The sequence below is a fragment of the Draconibacterium sp. IB214405 genome, assembly GCF_033963885.1.
GTDB lineage: Bacteria > Bacteroidota > Bacteroidia > Bacteroidales > Prolixibacteraceae > Draconibacterium.
In genome coordinates, this window is the sequence record NZ_JAXBMA010000001.1 from 1,615,820 (window position 1) to 1,631,342 (window position 15,523).

Annotated in this window: 11 protein-coding genes; 8 read left to right on the forward strand and 3 right to left on the reverse strand. The window is 40.5% G+C overall.

Annotated elements, in window-relative coordinates; genetic code table 11:
• Positions 1–138 precede the first annotated feature (138 nt).
• The 6 genes from SLH46_RS06390 (at position 139) to SLH46_RS06415 (ending at position 8,011) form a co-directional block, all read left to right on the forward strand.
• On the forward strand, positions 139–801 hold the full coding sequence (locus SLH46_RS06390; protein ID WP_320280328.1) for an O-methyltransferase: 663 nt from the start codon (positions 139–141) through the stop codon (positions 799–801).
• A 176-nt stretch (positions 802–977) separates the two neighbouring features.
• Positions 978–1,832 (forward strand): phosphodiester glycosidase family protein, encoded by an 855-nt coding sequence (locus tag SLH46_RS06395; RefSeq protein WP_320280329.1) that lies wholly within the window; start codon positions 978–980, stop codon positions 1,830–1,832.
• A gap of 220 nt (positions 1,833–2,052) precedes the next feature.
• Positions 2,053–3,057 carry a glutamate ligase gene (locus SLH46_RS06400; RefSeq protein ID WP_320280330.1) on the forward strand — a complete coding sequence of 335 codons (1,005 nt, stop codon included), beginning with the start codon at positions 2,053–2,055 and terminating at the stop codon, positions 3,055–3,057.
• Between the two features lie 22 nt (positions 3,058–3,079).
• Complete coding sequence (locus SLH46_RS06405; RefSeq protein WP_320280331.1) at positions 3,080–4,447, forward strand: glutamate--cysteine ligase; 1,368 nt, start codon at positions 3,080–3,082, stop codon at positions 4,445–4,447.
• Positions 4,448–4,463: 16 nt separating this feature from the next.
• The gene (locus SLH46_RS06410) at positions 4,464–6,233 is read left to right on the forward strand and encodes an ABC transporter ATP-binding protein (protein ID WP_320280332.1); all 1,770 of its coding nucleotides are present in this window, start codon (positions 4,464–4,466) and stop codon (positions 6,231–6,233) included.
• Positions 6,230–8,011 carry an ABC transporter ATP-binding protein gene (locus tag SLH46_RS06415; RefSeq protein WP_320280333.1) on the forward strand — a complete coding sequence of 594 codons (1,782 nt, stop codon included), beginning with the start codon at positions 6,230–6,232 and terminating at the stop codon, positions 8,009–8,011. The genes SLH46_RS06410 and SLH46_RS06415 overlap by 4 nt, the downstream gene beginning before the upstream one ends.
• Here the strand turns inward: SLH46_RS06415 and SLH46_RS06420 are convergent.
• Entirely contained in the window at positions 8,008–8,628 is a 621-nt protein-coding gene (locus tag SLH46_RS06420; protein WP_320280334.1) for a YqaA family protein, read from the reverse strand. The two genes, SLH46_RS06415 and SLH46_RS06420, sit on opposite strands and share 4 nt — an antisense overlap.
• Before the next feature lie 248 nt (positions 8,629–8,876).
• Positions 8,877–10,727 carry a T9SS type A sorting domain-containing protein gene (locus SLH46_RS06425; protein WP_320280335.1) on the reverse strand — a complete coding sequence of 617 codons (1,851 nt, stop codon included), beginning with the start codon at positions 10,725–10,727 and terminating at the stop codon, positions 8,877–8,879.
• Positions 10,728–11,231: 504 nt separating this feature from the next.
• Between SLH46_RS06425 and SLH46_RS06430 the strand changes: the two genes are divergently transcribed.
• Complete coding sequence (locus SLH46_RS06430) at positions 11,232–14,477, forward strand: S41 family peptidase (RefSeq protein WP_320280336.1); 3,246 nt, start codon at positions 11,232–11,234, stop codon at positions 14,475–14,477.
• A gap of 40 nt (positions 14,478–14,517) precedes the next feature.
• Here the strand turns inward: SLH46_RS06430 and SLH46_RS06435 are convergent, their stop codons facing one another.
• Positions 14,518–14,826, reverse strand: coding sequence for a hypothetical protein (locus tag SLH46_RS06435; RefSeq protein ID WP_320280337.1), 309 nt, complete (start codon positions 14,824–14,826; stop codon positions 14,518–14,520).
• 228 nt (positions 14,827–15,054) lie between these two features.
• On the opposite strand from SLH46_RS06435, the gene SLH46_RS06440 reads away from it, so the two are divergent.
• Positions 15,055–15,522, forward strand: a complete 468-nt coding sequence (locus SLH46_RS06440; RefSeq protein WP_320280338.1) for a hypothetical protein — start codon at positions 15,055–15,057, stop codon at positions 15,520–15,522.
• Position 15,523 lies beyond the last annotated feature (1 nt).

The following is a 15,523-nucleotide window of genomic DNA, read 5'->3' on the forward strand; positions in this document are numbered from 1 at the left end:
AGAACAGGATGATGATCGAAGTGGGTAACTCCATCAATTACGATGAAAGGATATCGATTAGTTAAACTATCGGTGGTTCCGCTTGTCTATGTTTATAAACCGGAGCAAACTGAATTATAAACTTAAATTGAGGCGATTATGAAAACTACATTGCTTTCACTCAGGTATCAGATTCTGTTTATTCTACTATTCTTGATTGTTCCCCCGGTAATGTCGCAACCTTCAACTGAAAATCCGGAACTCGATAAAAAAGTAAAAGCCTTCTTGTCGGATAAACGATATACGTGGCGCGATATGAATGTTCCCGCTTCCGACGGACAGCTTTTGTACGATATAATTGTAGAAAACGGCTATAGAAATGCGGTTGAAATTGGAACTTCAACGGGTCATTCGGGCGTGTGGATTGCCTGGGCGTTAAGCAAAACAGGCGGCAAATTAATAACCATGGAAATTGACGAACGACGATACAAAGAGGCTTTGGCAAATTTTGAAAAGGCCGGTGTTTCAGAATATGTTGATGCACGTTTGTGTGATGCGCACGAAATGGCCAAACAACTGGAAGGTCCGATCGATTTTGTGTTCAGCGATGCAGACAAAGTTTGGTACACCAATTATTTTAAAGATCTGGCTCCGAAAATGAGTGTTGGCGGTTGTTTTACTGCGCACAATATCACGCAACGGAGAAGGCAGTACGGAATTACAGAATTTATGGAGTACATTGAATCGCAATCCAATTTTAAAACTACCTACAATAACGATGGAGGTGGTGTTTCGATCAGTTATAAAACCGCTGAGAAATAATCTACACGACCTGGACTTAAAAATATTGGCTAATCAAGAACGGTTAATCCATCCCAAAAATCGCTTAAAAGGCAAGCAATTTTGTTAGTCGTAATAATCTAACATTTTATTAATAGCCTGAATTCGTCTTTTTAAAAATATAAACATAATTTGTGCACCCGTTAAAATATGCTGTCATGAAAAGAAAAATGTTGTTTTGGCTGGTGCTGATTATTGTTCTTGGTCCTGTCTGTGCGCAGGAAAATCAACAAGATATAGATGTTAGTCCATTATCGGGTAAAGATTGGTCGAAGAAAAAGATTTTCCGTTCAGTAGAATGGTACAAGCTTAAAGACAACGAATTGTTTGGCGAACCTCAAAGTATAAACGTAATTAAAATCAATTTAAAAAAGAATGAGTACGATGTGTCGGTTGTTTTTTCCGATTCCACACGAGTTCTTTTAAGCGAAATGGCAACAAAACAAAAGGCCTTGGCTGCCATTAACGGAACCTTTTTCGACATGAAAAAAGGAGGATCGGTAGTGTTTCTCAAGTCCGGTGATAAAATAATTACCTCGCCAAATCCGGACGCACCGGTAATCGTTCGCGAAGCTGCTTTTACGGTTGGCGATTCGGTTCGAATTGCAGCATTTCCAAAAAATGACTGGAAGAACTGGCAGGCGAACTATAAAGAAATAATGGTTTCAGGGCCACTTTTAATCAAGCAGGGAGAATGTATTGAACCTGATTCTACAGCATTTACCGTAACCAAACATCCGCGATCCGCGATTGGAATTACCTCTGATTACGAGCTACTGTTTGTAACCGCCGATGGCAGACATGAGAACAAAGCCAGTGGGTTATCGATAAAAGAATTGGGACTTTTAATGAAGGCGCTAAATTGCAAGGATGCAATGAATCTTGACGGAGGAGGTTCCACAACGCTTTGGTCGAATAAAAAGGGAGTTCTGAATTTCCCCTCTGATAACAAGGTTTTTGATCACGAGGGTGCCCGGACCATTGCAAATGGTATTATAATCTCTAAAAATTGAAGTGCCATTTGAAATAATCACCATCCTATCTTCAATCCAAACATTCACAAATTACCTGTAACTTTCTACTTGCGGGACGCTGCATTTCAACCGAACTTTAAATTACAGGCAATAATTGGCCCTTTCGAAAACTATTCTAAACACAATGTGTTAATTTCAAAAGTTATTACGAAGGAGAACCATTTATTGGATTGGAATATTTCCCGAAAAGCAATTTATTATGATGGAAAAAAGCAACTATAATTTTAAACCGCTACCTGGTTATGAGCATTTTGAAGCCACAACCCAGATTATTATTGCAGAAATTCTCCGTCGCAATCTGGCTTTTGAAATCATTGATGCGGATAACAATCTTATTTCGGTTCAACACGACAATAAGGAATATATTATTCATGAAGGAACTATTTCGGATGCCAACAGCCTGATTGCCTTTTGGATATCCAACGATAAATGGATGACCCGGCAATTCCTTCAGCGAAAAGGTATTCACCAGGCCAATGGCATTTTATTGAAGCCCGGTTATCAAGCGAATGTGCTGGATGCCATTCCGTTGCCGGCTGTTGTAAAACCGGCAAATACCGATCACGGGATTGCAGTAAGTACAAATATTCAAAGCCGCGAGGAGCAAATTGCCGCCATCGATAATGCTTTCAAATTTTCGGATAAAGTGATTGTTGAAGAATTTTGTCCGGGGCAGGAGTATCGTTTCCTGGTAATCGATTATGTGGTGCGTGCCATCGCCTGGCGCGAACCGGCAAATGTAAGCGGCGATGGAAAATCTTCCATTCAACAATTGGTTAACGAAAAGAATATAGGGCGCGGAATTGATTACACGCATCCGCTGTTAAAAATAAATATCGATGAGGAAGTGATCAGGCATTTGAATGCACAATCGATGACACCGAAAACGATCTTGAAAGAAGGAGAGAAGGTGTATCTGCGTAAAAATTCAAACCTGAGTACCGGCGGCGACAGCATTGATGTAACCGATGATATTCCTGATTTTTATAAAAATGTAGCCGTTGAAGCAGCAAAATCGGCAGGCCTAAAAATTGCCGGAATCGACATTATTATCAAAGATATGGAGCAGCCTGCCTCACATGATAATTACATTGTGGTTGAGCTGAATGCACCGGCAATGCTGTCGATGCACGATTACCCGTACATCGGGAAAAACCGCCATGTGGAAAAATATGTTCTCGACAGCATTTTGAATTCAAAGTAAAAGCTGGCAAAACAAAAAACAAATGACAGAAAAAGAGAAAAGATTAGAAATAAACCATAAATCGCAACTGATCGACTATTTTGAGAGGGGGAGTAAACTGCCCGAAAAATGGGGAATCGGTACGGAAAACGAAAAGTTTTTATTTCGCAGAAAGGATTATGGCCGACTTTGTTTTGATCATGATGGCGGAATCTTGAAGATTCTGAATAAAATGCAACAGGATGGTTGGGCGCCAATTCTTGAAAACAATATCGCGATCGGTTTGCGAAAAAATGGTGCCTCAATTACGCTGGAACCAGGCGGGCAATTTGAGCTTTCGGGTGCTAATTTTAGCACTATCCACGAAACGTACCGCGAAACCAAAAAACATTTTCTTGAACTAAATAAAATAAGTCAGCACTTCAATTTTTTTAGTCTGCCAATGGGTGTTGATCCTCTGTCGGAAGTTGCCGATGTGCCGTGGGTACCCAAAGAACGTTACCGTTGGATGCGTAATTACATGCCCACAAAAGGCGAGCTTGGGCTGCACATGATGGCAAACACTGCATCGACGCAAGTAAACCTTGATTTTGGCAGCGAAAGCGACATGGTGAAAAAGATGCGTGTTTCGCAGGCATTGCAAGCGGTTGTTACTGCCATTTTTGCCAACTCACCATTTTCTGCCGGCAAACCAAACGGTTATCTAACTTACCGTTCGCATATTTGGAACCATACCGATCCTGATCGTTGTGGTTTTTTACCCTTTATTTTTGATGAAGGATTCGGATTTGAACGTTGGGTAGATTACCTTCTGGATGTTCCGATGTATTACATTTTGCGTGATGGGGAATATATTTCGGCAAATGATCTTACTTTCCGTGGATTTTTTGAGGGAAAACATTCGTTAAAACCAACGCAGGAAGATTGGGAAACGCATGTTTCAACTACTTTTCCGGATGTACGACTTAAACAATTTATTGAAATGAGAGGTGCCGATGCGAGTTGTGCCTCGCATATTGCAGCGGTTTCGGCCTTGTGGGTTGGCTTGTTATACGACGGGGAAAGTCTGGCAGAGGCCGATGAACTTATTTCGAAATGGGACGTTGACACCATGCAGGAGCTTCGTGCGCAGGTGCCTGTAAAAGCACTGAATGCAGAAAGTGGAAACCTGCACGCCGGAACAATAGCAAAACAAATTTGCCGGATTGCTTCGGATGGTCTTACGCGACGTGCCAAAGTGCGTTGTTCAAAAGATGAAAGCCGGTTTTTAGCTCCGGTTCAGGAAATAACAGAAAGCGGAATGACCGTAGCTGAAAAGCTTTTGAAACGTTATCATGAGGGCAACGAGAGTTTGCCCGAGCTGGTGTACAACTGGCAGAACGAGCAGATGCAAAAATATATTGACGCTTAACGGCAAAACAGGTATCATGTTATCGAAACTAAAATTCTTACTTAAATACACACATCAATACCGTTGGTGGTATACAGGCGGAATTATCTTCCTGACGCTTACCGTATTGATTTCGATCACAATACCCGGATTTATCCAGAAAACAATCGACCTGATTGCAGGTGGCCGAACAGGAAATGAAAGTGAGTTTCAGAAAAATGTTTTGATAATTGTAGGTCTGGCTGCCGGACTTATTTTGGTACGAACACTTTCACGTATATTGATTTTTTTTCCGGCCCGCCTGATTGAACGACAGCTAAAAGGCGAAATGTTCCAAAAACTGGCCTCTTTCGGAAAGGATTATTACGATGAAAACTCCACCGGAAATATTATTTCGCGGGTGAATAACGACATTAACGGTGTGCGAATGATTACCGGTTTTGGCATTCTGCAAATCGGAAACATTCTGCTGGCGTTGTCGCTAACGCCCTACAAAATGTGGAAACTGTCGCCGATGCTCACGCTATATTGTGTCATCCCAATGGTAGTTGTTTTTGTAATCGTCCGCTTCGGGATGAAAATAATGGTTAAAAACACACATGCTAGGATGGATACCTTGCAAACGCTTTCCGGAAAAATCATCTCTTTTCTTTCGGGTAACAGTGTGATTAAAAGCTACAATATCTACCAGCATGCCGAAAATGAGGTGGAGAAAGAAAATATCTCGTATTACGAGTCGTCCCTTAAAATTGCGTGGATTCGTTCGTTTGTTATGCCTTTGCTCGGCAACCTCGGACAAATTTTAAAAATCATCATCTTTTTTGTTGGCGGCATGTACGTTATCAACGGCAAATTTACCATTGGGGAATTAACCGAATATATTGCTTACGCAGCGCTGCTGGCTCATCCGATTATGGGACTGGGCTGGGTGCTTACTATTTTTCAGCAGGGATTTGTGGGGATCAGCAGTATTCAAACCATCATGGACCGAAATGGAACCGATGATGAACGTAAATCGCTGCATGAAAACAAAAAGGAAGAACTGTTTAAAGAAGGAATTCGCGTAGAAAATTTGAATTACACCTATCATAATGGCGATAAACCGGTTTTGAAAGATATTTCGTTTTCGATAAAACCGAGTCAGATTGTTGGGATTACCGGGAAAGTTGGCTCGGGGAAAACAACGTTAATTCAGTGTTTGAATGGCTATTTACGCCCCGGAGAAGGACAAATCTTTTATGGAGATATTGACGCCGATTCAATACGAAGCGAAGATATACGCTCGGTGGTAAATACGGTAAGCCAGGAGGTTTTTCTGTTTTCCGATTCCATTGAAAACAACATCGGTTTAACCTCGCATGAAACGATTGACGAAAAGCGCTTCGATGATGTAATTTACAAAAGTGCTTTCGCTGACGAACTGTTGCGTTTTCCGAAAAGAGGAAAAACAATGGTGGGCGAAAAAGGAATCATGCTTTCGGGTGGTCAGAAACAACGAATTAGCCTGGCACGTGCACTTTATACGCAAGGCGAATTGTTGATTCTCGATGATGTGTTCTCGGCTGTAGACACGGACACCGAACGTTTTCTGATCAAACAGATTGTGGAAAATCATGCAGTGAAAAGCCTGGTTGTAATTTCGAACCGGATTAGTGTATTGGAGAAAACCGATTATACCATTGTGCTGGAAGATGGAAAAATGGCGGCGAAAGGGAATCACGAGGAATTGCTAAAATATTCAGATTTCTACCGCGACATTGCGAAACTGCAACAGGAAGGTGAAACAAAAAAGGAGGAGCAGTTATGAGCAGAGGCAAAAACAATATTATCAAAAATGTCGACTGGCAACTGTTCCGAAAGTTTGCCGGCTATTTTAAACCGCATAAAAAGTGGTTTTTCCTGAGCATCGCTTCCATTCCGGTTACCACCGGGGCCGGTATACTGTTTCTTTGGCTGATTGAAGATATTGTTGATAATTACATCGTTCCTGGCAATGTGGACGGACTGATCAGACAAAGTATTTTTCTTGCAGGGGCACTCATCTTAAATATATTGTTCGACGGTGTTTACAGTTATTCTTTTTCAAAAGCGGGTGGGCTGGCAGTTGTTGATCTGCGCCGTCGCTTGTTCGGAAAATCATTACGTTTTCCGTTAAGTTATTTCGATAAAAAACCAATTGGCGTAACCTTGTCACGGTTGACCAGCGATATGGAGGCAGTGTCCGATTCGTTTGCAGCAGGAGTGCTTGGTTTACTGGCCGACAGTATAAAAACGCTGGCTTTGGTGGGCTATCTTTTTTACATCAACTGGCGACTAACTTTGGTGTTACTTTTGGTGGTGCCGATAATTGTGTTGGTCGTAAACTTTCTGCGGAAAAAAATCCGACAAGCTTACAATACTTCACGTACGAGTTTGGCAAAATCGGCTGCTTATTTACAGGAAGCATTAACCGGGATGAAAACCGTTCAGCTTTTTGCCGCTGAAGATAAGGTGCTGAGTAAATACGACGACCTGAACAAACAGTTTTGCGATGCGCAAAACAAATCGAATGTTTACGATTCGTTTCTTTATTCGATTGTGGAAGGAATTACTTCGGTTGCCACGGCTTTGGTGATTTGGTACGGTGCCGTTCAGATCTGGGATTACGGCTATACGCTGGGAATTCTAATCGTCTTTGTAACCACTTTAGAACGACTGTTTGTTCCCGTAAAACAGTTTGCCCAGCAAATTTCAACCATCCAACGGGCAATGTCGGCACTCGAGCACATCAGCGAATTGTTTGAGCAACAGGTGGAAGATCCAAAAGCCGAAGATTTAGACACAGTTCCCGAAGCGATTGTTTTGCAGGAGATTGAGTTTAAAAATGTGTTTTTCCGGTACTCGGTAGACACACCGGATGTGCTAAAAGATGTATCGTTTAAATTGCAAAAGGGCGATCGACTTGCTTTGGTCGGCACCACCGGATCTGGAAAATCTACCATCATCCGTTTGTTGGCAAAAACATACACCGGTTATCGTGGAAGTATAAAAATTAACGGAACTGAGTTGTCGGAAATTCCGATTGGCCAACTTCGCGAAACGATTTCGATTATGCAGCAGGATATCTACATGTTTAACGATACGGTTGAATTTAATATCTCGCTTGGCCGAAAATCGATTTCACGAAGTGACGTGGAACAGTCGGCATCGTTTGTTTATGCCAATTATTTTATCGACCAGCTACCCGATCGGTACAACTTTGTTATTCAGGATAATGGCGATAATCTTTCGAAAGGGCAGTCACAATTGATCTCTTTTGCGCGAGCCATTGCCGGAAATAGTGAGTTAATTATTCTTGATGAGGCAACCAGTGCGGTTGATTCAATTACTGAACAATACATTCAAAAAGCTATCGCAAATATTTTCTCTAAAAAAACGGTTATTGCCGTGGCGCACCGTTTAAGTACCATCAAAAATTCGGATATGATTTTGGTGTTGGAAGACGGTCAGATCATCGAACACGGTAATCACGAACAACTTCTTGAACTTGGCGGAAAATATGCCCGGCTTTTACATCAGTTTGAAGAGGAAGAGAAGCAAGCTTAAAAAATTCCGAAAATTACCAGGGCATAAATTACAAAACGGAAATACCTAAAAAGCGACCATAGCAAGTAGCTTTTAAAATTGTATCCGATTAGTCCCGACGCCAGGCTTACAACAGAGTGGGGAACCGGTGAAACAGCCCCAAGAAATACAAATATGCCACCCCATTTCCGCAGGTTAATAATATGCTTTTGAATTTTGTTTTCGATGTGATTTTTAACCGAGGGAATAAGAAACAAGCGTGTTCCCAGAAAATACGAAATTACGCCGCCAATGTAGGATAGTGTTGCTAAAATAAACAACGCTCCCCACGGAATTTCAAGTTTCGATGCCCAGGCAATAAACATTTCAGGAGGTACCAAGCCTAAAAATGTTTCGGATAAAAGAAATACCGAATAAATGATTTTTGGCGAATAAGTATCCACCAGGTTGTTGAGTATTAAATTAAAATCCAACAGGAAAATTTCGAGGCTAACAAGTAAAAGCACAAAAACAGCAGCTATCGTTCCTGCTTTGTAGGCAGTGCTTTTCAGAAACGGATAAAACTGCGTAATACGGTAATATCGGTTCAATATCGACAGGCGCCTGGGGGTCAGACTATATAGTAAATTTCTAATCATTATGTTCTTTTTACTGGTACCGGTAACTCAAAAAACGATCTTATATAACACCGTTTCTAGTCAAATGTTGTGCCGTGAGGCTTAAATAAATAAATTTTAACATCTCATTAACCGATTGCTACGAAGATGATATTCATTAGCCTGTTGCATTTATTATCAGTGTTTTACATAAGATGTCTGAGTGGGTGCAATATCGCTTAACAATAAAAACTAACTTATTTAATCTATTTGTTCTGAACCACTGTGTTTTAGTTTTTAATGATTTTCGACCGGTAATATTTCCCATCAATTTCCGCATAAAATAGGTACAAGCCGGGAGCATAATTGCTCACATCGATTTCGTTATTCCTATAATTGAAGTTTAATCTCTCACCGTTCACATTCGAAAGCCACAGTTTATCCGGTATTTTGTTATTTGGCCAATGTACGGTTAAAACATCTTTTACAGGATTGGGATAAACATCCAACTCATGATAAATACGATGTGTTACAATAGCGTTGAAATAATCATTTCCTTCACCTCCATAAATACCCAGGTCTCCGCGAATTGTACCTCGAGCGGGGAATAGAGCTTGCCTGTCGTCCTCTAAAGAAGGATCGTAATATTTTGATGAATCAATAGCAGCATCAACTGCCGGGCTGTACGGATCAAGTAGGTAGGGATAATTTTCATCATCGATAAAAAGCGGGTCAGCGTAGAAGTTTGCTTTTCCATTATAAATCCATTGTTCATCAATAAGAGTGTTATTGATAAATACTGTGCCTTGCAGATCTGAAGAGAGATAATCTGAGGAAATGGATGTTTGGTTTTCGAAAAATATACTGTTTACTATCCTTGAAGTTCCCCATGCAAGGTCTGATATAGCCACAAATAGTCCTACGTGATTCTGAACAACTACGGAATGATACATTTGGATGTTTAAACCTACAATTCCATTTCCGTCCATGCCCGCTACCACAGAATGATCGATAATAAGCTTTGAGGCATTTGCTCTTATTCCATCTGATGTATGCCCGTCATTATATAACTGAACATGGCTTAGTTTAATACTGGGCTCACCAAAATAATTGAGACCGAAATTGAGAATTACTTCATTTTGCAGTGCGCGAATACTTAAATTTTCTAAAGAAAATCCGCTGTTCAAATGTGGAGAGTTGAATGCTATGTCGTCGCCGGTGCAATAGATAATCGAATTTTGAGGGCCGTTTCCTATCAAAGAAAGGCGATCGCGTAGTTGAGCTTCCGACTCAAGAACATAGGTGCCATCTAATAGCCGAATGCTTTTATCCTGGCTTAAAACGTAGTCTTCATCAATAACATTCAATGCTAAATTCAACGATCTTAAAGGGCTAGTTTCATTTCCTGAATTATTGTCGTTCCCCATCCCTGAAACAAATAGCATATCTCCATGAAATATGGATATGGTATCGATCAATGCATATTCCTGATCGGTATTGGTAACAGCAGATACTGAATAACGGTGTAGCTCGGTTCCTGCAACTACTTTAAATTTATTGTCGGTAGTAAACCACGAATTTAAATTGTCGGTAACGTTATAACCCTTTATATCTGTACTATTTTTTGCGATTTTCCATTCGAGAGTATCATTGTTGTATCTAAACTGTGTAGGAATATTCTCATTGTTTGTGGATTGGATTGTAAATTTCTGATCGCTGTGATAAATCTGATTTATCGCCCTAAATCCTATCCGGAATGTATCCACCGAAGGGCTAGACTTTGTATTCATTAAATCGAAATCGAATAAAACGTTGTTGGAAATAATTGGTTCTGAAATAGTTGTGCTCCAATAGTCGTCATCACTTTCCAAATTATGACTTAGTGTGTATGACGAATTGCTGGTTCCATTAAAATCAATCACTTTGTCAGTAAGTCGCCATCCCTCCGGAAGAAATATTTCAAGCTCAGCTCCATCGTTGTCTGTGAATCCCATTAAATCAACATTCACGTGAACAGTTACCGTATCGCCGAGGTAAACTGTTTTCGGGTATTTTATCGATTTAAATACCGGGCATCCATAAAGAAGTATGGCAATTAAAAGAATGGCAATACATTTTAATGCGTGTAAAATTGTTTTCATGTTGTTTAAATTAAATGCTTTTGAAAATGAATATCTGCATTCAATTTTAAGGCTAAATACTAGTCGTAGAATTGATGAAAGAGTGTCTTATAAATGAGGCAATCTTAGTAGTTCAGTGAGTCTTACAACTCATTTTTGGCTTTTTGTTTTCAGTTTTCTTTAATTAAAATACGCTAATCCGGAGTTCTGCGATTCCGGCTAAAAACGTAAACGTATTCCATCATTGATAGTTACCTGTTTCGTGTTATTTAATTGTAAATAAAGACTTTAAGTTTGTTTTGGATCGAAGTTAGTACATGATGGTTTATTACACTTTAGAATTTGTCCCGAATAGTTTTGTTATTGTCTCAAAATGACTGGAAAAACCTTCTGATTCCTATTTTAAGACCTGCCGATGAGAAGCGCTGAAAGTTATGATATATGAGATGATTATAGTAATTTAGGCATGGTATTTCAGCTAATGAATTCTGCATCTATTCAAAAAAATAAAAAATACATTATCCAATGAATTTAGTAAAATCAATTTCGTTACTGGCGCTAACATTCTTGTTTTTGAATGTTAACGCACAGGAAAAAGGATATTACCGTTATCCGACCTTGTATAAGAATTTTGTGGTTTTCACTGCAGAAGGTGATCTGTGGAAGTTTAATCAGGAGACAGGATTAACGCTTCGCCTGACAACCCACCACGGAATGGAATCAAATGCGGCAATTTCAGGAGACGGGAAGTGGATCGCATTTAATGCACAATACGATGGGCCTACCGAAGTTTATGTGATGCCACTTGAAGGCGGTATTCCAAAACGAATTACCTACGAAGGATTTTCGGGACGAACAGCACCGGAATTGTACGGCTGGACAAGCGACGGGAAACTAATTGTTTCAACCAGTTATTATTCAACTTTGCCCGCTCGACAACTTGTTTTGATTGATCCGGAGAACCTGGGATATGACCGGATTCCACTGGCGCAGGCCGATGAAGGTGTTTACGACGAAGCCGGTAATTTGTATTTTACACGGTTACAGCATCAATCAAGTTTTACCCGTCGTTACAAAGGTGGAACAGCGCAGAATTTGTGGAAATTTGATGGATCATCCGAAGCCGTTCCATTAACCGCCGACTATAGCGGAACAAGTAAAAACCCGATGTTTTACAATGGGAAGATCTACTTTTTGTCGGATCGTGATGGTACAATGAATTTATGGTCGATGCTGCCCGATGGAAGTAACCTTGAACAACTTACCAATTCAGTAGCATGGGATTTAAAAGATGCAAAACTGCAGGATGGTAAAGTGATCTACCAGAAGCAGGCTGATATTTTTGTGTACGATCTTGAGAGTGGCAAGGAAAAATTGCAGGATATTTATTTGATTTCTGATTTTGATCAAAAGCGTCCGTATTGGGTGGAAGAACCGGATAAGAGAATACAGGCACTAGACATTTCTGAAAATGGAGATAAAGTGGTAATAACCTCGCGCGGACGAATATTTACCACTCCGGTTGAAGGTGGCCGTTGGATTGAAATAACACGTAAAAGCGGGATTCGTTACAAACAAGCCAAATTTGGTGGCGAGGATGATGTTGTATTTTTTCTTTCGGATGAATCGGGTGAAATGGAATTGTGGAAAACCGCAAATGATGGTTTCTCAAAACCTGAACAGCTGACATTTGGAAGTGAGGTGCTGATTATGAATTTCCTTCCATCGCCAAACGCAAAGTATGTGGTTTATACCGAAAAAGATTATGCGCTGAAATTGTGCGATGTTGAAAAGAAAACTACCAAACAAATTGATTTGGACAATGTTGGGGGATTTGGCTATCTATCGTGGTCGCCCGACAGCAAGTGGCTTACTTATGTTGACCCAGCCGATAATCAAGCCGATCAGATTAAGGTGTTAAATGTTGAAACAGGCAAAGCTTACCATCTCACCACGGATAGGTTTGAAAGTTACAATCCTGTTTTTAGTACCGATGGCAACTGGCTTTATTTTATTTCCGACCGAACATTTAATACTTCGGTTGGAAGTCCGTGGGGCCCTCGCCAGCCGGAACCATTTTACAACAAAACCAGCAAAATATACATGCTGGCGTTAAACGACACTATTCGCTCTCCTTATCTCGCCGATAATGAATTGTACACGACCGGCGATAATAAAAAGGACAAAAAGGATTCAGGAACAAAAATGCCTGACACTGATATGGAAAATGCGATAACACGGTTGTATGAAGTTCCTGTTCCGGCCGAAAATATTGCAGGACTGGAAATTTCAGACAAGTATTTGTATTGGGTGCAGAGCGATGTGAACGACCGCCGAAATAGAAAGTTATTCAGTTTCGAAATCTCCAATAAAAAAGACAATAAACCGGTTGAGGTAGCCGACAAAGTCAATGGATTTATTCTGTCAGGCGATGGTACAAAACTGTTGATCCGAAAAGCAGACGGAGTATATGTTACGGATGCCAATGGTAAGAAAGCGGAATTAAAAGACGCAAAAGTGAGTCTTAAAGACTGGACATTTAAAATTGATCCGGTGGAAGACTGGAAACAATTGATGCTGGATGCCTGGCGATTGGAGAGAGACTATTTCTATGATAAAAACATGCACGGAGTGGATTGGGATGCGGTATTGGAGAGACATTTGCCATTGGTTGACCGTTTAACTGACCGATACGAACTGGATGATGTGCTGATTGATATGGTATCCGAACTTTCGGCCCTTCACACTTTTGTTCGAGGAGGTGATAAACGCACAGCCGATGAAGATATTAAACCGGCATCGTTGGGTGCCAGATTAGAGAAAAGTACAGCTGATGGAGGATATAAAATTGATCATATTTTTAATGGCGAGCCCGATCTGCCGGAGGAAAGATCGCCACTTTCGCAACCTCATTTGAAAATTAAGGTGGGCGACGTGATAACAAAAGTGAATGGTGTTGATGTGTTGGAAGTAGAGCATATCACACAATTGCTGAGTGAAAAAGCCGGACAGGAAGTGCGTCTAAGTTTAAAAAGAACGAGTGGTGAAACCTTCGACGAAATTGTAAAACCGATTTCAATGAATGCAGATGCCAACTTGCGTTATTGCGAGTGGGAGTACACCCGCCGTCTGGAGGTGGAAGACCAAAGCGATAGCAGAGTTGGATATTTTCATATGCGTGCAATGGGTGGAGGCAATTTCCAGGAGTTTGTAAAAGGATATTATCCGGTGTATAACCGCGAAGGTTTGATCATCGATGTACGGAACAATCGCGGAGGAAATATCGACAGCTGGGTTCTTAGCCGTTTATTAAGAAAAGCTTGGTTCTACTGGCAAACACGAGCAGGAAGCCCTTATTGGAACATGCAGTACGCTTTTAGAGGACATATTGTTGTTTTGTGCAACGAGTTTACGGCTTCGGATGGTGAAGCCTTTTCGGAAGGAATAAAACGACTGGATTTGGGAACTGTTATCGGAACACGCACCTGGGGCGGGGAGATTTGGTTGTCGTCGAGCAACGTGTTGGTTGACAATGGAATTGCAACAGCTTCTGAAATGGGAGTTTATTCGGAAGAAGGAGAGTGGCTTATTGAAGGGCACGGTGTTGAACCGGATATTGTGGTGGATAATTTGCCGTACGAAACTTTTAAAGGTAAAGATGCACAGTTGGAAGCAGCAATAAAATTCCTGCAAAAGAAAATGGAGGAGGAGCCAATTACTATTCCACAATTCCCACCATTACCCGATAAATCAGTAGATTACAACAGATAAAAATGAGAAGGCAGGATTAAAAAATTTCTGCCTTCTTTATTTAATCTCGTAACTCAAAAAGTATATCAATAATTTCAACCGTGGGTGGTTCAACTACCTGGTAGGCTTTCCCAATGGTTGCGGCTAATTCTGATTGGCGAAATTCATTTAATGATTCATGCGAATCCCAAATGTATACGCCACCAAATTCTCCCGGTGCATCAAGTTTCACGTAGTACTTTTGAACGATGCCCGGAATGGCTTGGAATTGTGGTTCTCTTTCGTGTGCTACTTTTAGCAAGTCTTCTTCCGATAGTGTTGTTTTTAACCGGACGAATTGCAATACGGTTCCCTTCTTTTTGTCACTCATAGCTTTTGTTTTATCTGTTCTGACGGTGTTTATTGCCTGAATAGATCAGGGTTTAACAACACCTTTCTGTTAGTTTAAATTCAACAAATGGATTTGAGTAATAGTTTAGGATGGGTTTGTAAGGCGTTGATAGTTAGTTGTGTTGTTGTGTGGGTAGGGAATTGCTTTACACTAACTTTTTTAACTTTGACTCGTATCCAAACACAGTTCAACCAAAGCACAGCGTTTGTGAAAAGTATACTTTACATAGTTGTAATAACGGTCGTTTTTTCGTGTTCAACAAGTGGAAAATTGACGGAGGAAGCATTTAAATATGCACTTATTGGCCAAACTGAAATGGATAATTATGCGCGGTTAGGTCAGCCGAATCACACCCTTGATTGGAGCAAAGGAGGAAAGGTATTTGTTTATGAGTTTTACAGTAAAGGAATGTATGAAACTCCAAATACGTCGAAAATAACGTATAATCCAACCATCGATATGTCCGGTAATAGAGAGGGATTAACATTTCGGAGTATCAACACGACTACCAATGATCCGGCATACAAAGTTTACGGAACAAATATTTCATCATTGAAAGTATTTTTTGATAACACCGGGAAAAGTATTCGTTTTGAGCAAAAACTCTCGCGGGAGCAACAGGAAATGTTTTACGAGAAATTTAAACGATACCTGCCTCAGGAAGAAAAGAAATAAC

Excerpts from the sequence above, each read along its gene's own strand:
- SLH46_RS06405 (WP_320280331.1), top strand. The coding sequence starts at position 3,080 with ATGACAGAAAAAGAGAAAAGATTAGAAATAAACCATAAATCGCAACTG.
- SLH46_RS06400 (WP_320280330.1), top strand. The coding sequence starts at position 2,053 with ATGATGGAAAAAAGCAACTATAATTTTAAACCGCTACCTGGTTATGAG.
- SLH46_RS06390 (WP_320280328.1), top strand. The coding sequence starts at position 139 with ATGAAAACTACATTGCTTTCACTCAGGTATCAGATTCTGTTTATTCTA.
- SLH46_RS06415 (WP_320280333.1), top strand. The coding sequence starts at position 6,230 with ATGAGCAGAGGCAAAAACAATATTATCAAAAATGTCGACTGGCAACTG.
- SLH46_RS06420 (WP_320280334.1), bottom strand. The coding sequence starts at position 8,628 with ATGATTAGAAATTTACTATATAGTCTGACCCCCAGGCGCCTGTCGATA.
- SLH46_RS06410 (WP_320280332.1), top strand. The coding sequence starts at position 4,464 with ATGTTATCGAAACTAAAATTCTTACTTAAATACACACATCAATACCGT.
- SLH46_RS06435 (WP_320280337.1), bottom strand. The coding sequence starts at position 14,826 with ATGAGTGACAAAAAGAAGGGAACCGTATTGCAATTCGTCCGGTTAAAA.
- SLH46_RS06395 (WP_320280329.1), top strand. The coding sequence starts at position 978 with ATGAAAAGAAAAATGTTGTTTTGGCTGGTGCTGATTATTGTTCTTGGT.
- SLH46_RS06430 (WP_320280336.1), top strand. The coding sequence starts at position 11,232 with ATGAATTTAGTAAAATCAATTTCGTTACTGGCGCTAACATTCTTGTTT.
- SLH46_RS06425 (WP_320280335.1), bottom strand. The coding sequence starts at position 10,727 with ATGAAAACAATTTTACACGCATTAAAATGTATTGCCATTCTTTTAATT.